General features: G+C 71.0%; 3 protein-coding genes and 1 pseudogene. 2 read left to right on the top strand and 2 right to left on the bottom strand.

Going from position 1 to position 4,086, the window contains the following annotated elements:
- Positions 1 to 8: 8 nt before the first annotated feature.
- The gene (locus tag G6017_RS16050) at positions 9 to 1,190 is read right to left on the bottom strand and encodes a glycoside hydrolase family 183 protein (protein ID WP_182618249.1); all 1,182 of its coding nucleotides are present in this window, start codon (positions 1,188 to 1,190) and stop codon (positions 9 to 11) included.
- A gap of 109 nt (positions 1,191 to 1,299) precedes the next feature.
- On the opposite strand from G6017_RS16050, the gene G6017_RS16045 reads away from it, so the two are divergent.
- Complete coding sequence (locus G6017_RS16045; RefSeq protein WP_259845726.1) at positions 1,300 to 1,815, top strand: thioredoxin domain-containing protein; 516 nt, start codon at positions 1,300 to 1,302, stop codon at positions 1,813 to 1,815.
- Between the two features lie 88 nt (positions 1,816 to 1,903).
- Here the strand turns inward: G6017_RS16045 and G6017_RS16040 are convergent, their stop codons facing one another.
- Positions 1,904 to 3,184, bottom strand: a complete 1,281-nt coding sequence (locus G6017_RS16040; protein ID WP_182618251.1) for a DUF4921 family protein — start codon at positions 3,182 to 3,184, stop codon at positions 1,904 to 1,906.
- A 250-nt stretch (positions 3,185 to 3,434) separates the two neighbouring features.
- Between G6017_RS16040 and G6017_RS16420 the strand changes: the two are divergent.
- A pseudogene (locus G6017_RS16420) lies at positions 3,435 to 4,086 on the top strand (hypothetical protein); the annotation flags it as partial.

Below are 4,086 nucleotides of genomic sequence, written 5' to 3'. Positions count from 1 at the left end.
CCGCGGACCTACGCGCCCGCGGCGGGTCGGTCCCCGGCCCGTGTCCCCGGCGGACGCGGGATGGACCCCACGAACTGCATGGAGCGGTATGGCCAGCCGGCGGGGCCCGCGGCCGAGTCGTGGGTGTTCCACTGGCTCACGACCACGTGCCACTCCTCGGGGGTGGACCCCGGGACCGGGCAGCCGCAGTAGAGCTGGGCGACGCGTGCCGGACCCGCGGCGGGATCTGAGCCGTCGGACTCGTCGCCCCAGGCACAGCCGTGCAGGAGCGTGGTGTGGGTCGTCACCGACCTGTCCAGTAGGTCGGCGCCGATGTGCGGGAAGGTGAGGCAGTCGATCCGGTAGTGCTCGGCGTCGAAGTAGGTGAGGGTCCAGAAGTCCTCGCACCGCCGCAGGTACATCTCGCCGATGCGGCCCGGAAGCACGATGGTCGTGGGGTTGCCCCAGTCCCAGGCGCCCTCGCGGTAGCCCCACGTCTGCCACCCGTTGACGCCGGGATCCGCCAGGTGCTCCTCGCGGACCCGCATGAGGATGACCCCCTTGTCCCGCTGGAACCCGGTCGACATGACGTAGACGAATCCGTCCCCACCTGTCTCCCACGTCCACAGCTGGCGGTGCCCGCCCTCGAGCCGGGGGGAGAACGTGACACCGGTCGGCTCCCAGGTGCTCCCGTCGTCGACCGAGCGGTGGATCTCGGTCCGGGTGACCGTCCCCAGTCCCTCGTTGACCATGACGTGGAGATACATCGTGTCGCCGAGGGTCAGGACGTCGCCGGGGAGGACGGTGGAACAACCCCGGCCGTGGACGTAGTCGATGAGTTGCCCCGCGTAGTCCGGCGGGCCGGGACCGGCCGCGCCCGTCCACACCAGGCCCCCGCCCGGGGCGGCGTCGTCCGCGAACAGGCCGACGGGGGACCGCCAGTCGGGGTTGCCCGGCCCCGGTCGCTCGTCCGTGGTGGGGGAGCACTCGGCGATCCCCGGGTGGGGGCGCCCCACGTGGGGGGCTCCCATCACCGCTCCCGCGAAGGTGTCGCCGAACACGGCGAGCAGGCGTCCGGAAGGCGTCCTGGCGGTGATCCCCAGATCGGTCCCCTCCATACCGAACGCGGTGGTGATCCCGGGTCCCGTGAGGTCGCGGAGCTTCCGGGTGCTGGTCGGCGGGGCCGGGGTCGGCGGGCGCGAGTCCGTCATCGCTCCGACGCTACCGTCACGGACGACGGGTGGAGAGCCGATCGTGGACGCATCACAATTCGGTTAATGCACGGGCGGACCGGGATCCGGGACGCGTATGGTCGTCCGCGTGACACACCCCTTCGCCCGGGCGGGGCGCGAGATCGTCCCCGGCCACTGGTTCGGCCCCGCGGCCGTCGTGGCCGTGGGGTGCGCGCTCGCCTGGACCATCGTGGGGTTCGGTCACGGCGCGGCACCGGCGCTGCTGGTGTTGGCGGTGACCGCGGTGGTGGCTCTGTGGAACTCGCCGCTCAGGGTCACCGGTCACGAGCCCCTGCAGTCGGTGCGCAGCTCCTGCGTGGAGCACGCCGTGGTGGTGTTGTGGCGTCCCGGGTGCCCGTACTCCTCCGCGCTGCGGCGGCGCGCCGCCCGGGAGGGGCTCGAGGTGCACTGGGTCAACATCTGGCGGGACGAGGACGCCTACGAGCTCTGCCGCCGCATCAACATGGGCTCGGAGGAGACGCCCACGGCGATGCTGCTCGACCCGTCGCTCTCCGGACCCGTCGTGATCCCCGCCTCCGTGCCGGGCATCCGTGAGGCCACCGCCGCCAGGCTCCCCCGGGGTCGGGCGAGACGCGCGATCTAGGCGGGGGCACCCCCGGTGCTCACCTGACCACCTCGTCGTCGTCCCACCTCGTCGTCGTCGTCGATCCCGTCCCGCTCCTCGCCCGGCCTCACCTGGAGCGCAAGGACCCCCGCACGTCCCCGCACTCCGCCCCGAGCGCCATGTCGGCGATCCGACCCGAGTCACGCAGTTCGACCAACCGCGGCGCGACCCGATCGCGCAGGGCCCACGGGTCGATCGTGTTGACGTAGATCCCGGTCGCCCCCTCGAACCCGGCGGGGTTCGAGATCCGCCACTTGAGCACGATCCGCCACGGCATCGCCGCGCCAACCCCCGGTGGCCGGGTGTGCCACTCCTCGTTGGTGGGCACCAGGGGGCCCGTGGCGGCGTGGCAGGCGTGCAGGAGGTCGGAGACCCCGCGGAGCTCGTCCGGGGAGTGCTCCCAGGGCTCGCTCGCGGCGGAGCGCGAATAGATGACGAGGGCGGGATAGCGGTGCCCCACCCCGACCACCGCCACCGCGTGCTCGTTGGCCGCCAGCACCAGCCCCTCCGAGGCCGCGTGGTCGACCCCGAGCGTGGAGTAGAGGTCCGGCTCCGAGGCGAGGGCGGCCACCTCGCGACCGGTCTTCGCCGGGACCTCGTCGATCGCCACGAGTTGCTTGTGCAGGTGTGCGAACGACGCGCCCGCGGGACGCAGCCAGTTCTGGAACACCGACACGTACCGGGCATGGGGGTTGTCGGTGTACAGGTTCCGCATGGCGCGGACGGTGAAGGCGATGAACTGCTGGTGCTCGTCCGGGTCGAGGCACCCGGAGGAGGCGTGGCGGTCGGAACTCGTGGCGCCGTCGGTGAGGTGGCGGCGGGCCACCACGACGTCGTGGCAGCCACCGAAGAAGCTCTCGGAGTGGGCGGCCAGCTCCGCGGTCGTCATGGACTCGGCGTCCGCCGGATCCCCCTGTGCGGCGGCGATCCTGGTGCGGACCAGAGCGCGGACGTGGTCGGCGCCCTCGTCGGTCCCGAGATAGGCGGTCTGGTGCGCGGCGGCCCGGGCCGGGATCCGGTATCCGTGGACCGCTCTCCAGTAGTCCAGCGACACGATCTCGAAGAGGTTGCCGAAGAGCCGGAACTCAGGGGTCGTGAGGCCGAGCTCGTGCGCGGCCACCCGGTCGAGCGTCGTCCACGTGTCGCCGTCGCGCACCAGCCGTGACTTCTCCGGAGTGGTCTCGCGCAGCCGGGTCACGCAGAACGCGCAGTACGCCTCGGCCGCGTGGGGGTCCACCGGGAGGACCTCGCCTGGCGGATGGTCGACGGGGCGGTGGCCGCGGCCGGGAACCGTCCAGACCTCGGTGCCGGTGAAGGGGTTGATCTGCTTGACGGTCCCGTCCGCCATCCGGCGGAGCGGCTGGCTCCGGAGCGGCCTGTGCAAGGCCGACGGGGAGTCTGGAGCGGTGGTCACCCGGCGAGCCTAGGTGGTCGGGGGGAACACCCGACGACGACGAGAGGAGTTTTCCGCCGCACCGGTGGAACTGTGACGGAAGTAACACTATCCTGAGATTTCACGATGTGCATATCGAGTAGGAGAGCAAGTGCTAGTGGTCCTTCGGCGGCCTACGGCATACACGACGGAAAGAGGGACGACAATGTCATTTAAGCGTTCGCGTCATCTGAGAATGGCGGCGCTCGCTGGGGCGGTGGCGCTTGCCGCCGTCGGCTCCCCGGCGGTCGCCAATTCCCAGACGGGATCGGCGGATCTCGGTCTAGGTGCCGGTTTGGGATTGGGCCAGAGCTTGGGTCTCGCGCTGGACCTCGAACTTGCGCTGGGCTCGGGAGAGCCCGGGTCTCTCGACGAAGTTTCCTCAGGTTCGGAAGACGTCGGCCTGCCGGCTGGGTCGCTGGGACCTGGTTCCCTCGATCCGGTGTTCGCCGGCTCTGAAGCCGGGTCCGATGCGCTGGAGGGTTCTCTGGAATCCGGGTCTCTTGATCCGGTGTTCGCTGGTTCTGAGGCCGGGTCTGACGCGCTGGAGGGTTCGCTCGGCGGCTCGTTGGAGGGGTCGAGCGAACTCGGTTCGGCTGAGCTGGGTTCGCTCGTTGGTTTGGGCCTGCTGTTGGCGCTCGGGTCGTCGGGCGATGGATCGCTCGGGCCCGGGTCGCTTGACGGGTCTTTGGACGGTTCCCTGGGGCCTGGTTCCCTCGATCCGGTGTTCGCCGGCTCTGAAGCCGGGTCCGATGCGCTGGAGGGGTCCGTGGAGGGTTCTCTGGAGCAGCCGGGTTCGCTGGATGGTTCCCTGGAGC

The organism is Dietzia sp. B44 (genome assembly GCF_014145245.1).
Lineage (GTDB): Bacteria > Actinomycetota > Actinomycetes > Mycobacteriales > Mycobacteriaceae > Dietzia > Dietzia natronolimnaea.
This window is presented reverse-complemented; position numbering and strand designations above follow the sequence as displayed.

Coding starts and splice junctions, on each gene's coding strand:
- G6017_RS16050 (WP_182618249.1), bottom strand. CDS start 1,190: ATGACGGACTCGCGCCCGCCGACCCCGGCCCCGCCGACCAGCACCCGG.
- G6017_RS16040 (WP_182618251.1), bottom strand. CDS start 3,184: ATGGCGGACGGGACCGTCAAGCAGATCAACCCCTTCACCGGCACCGAG.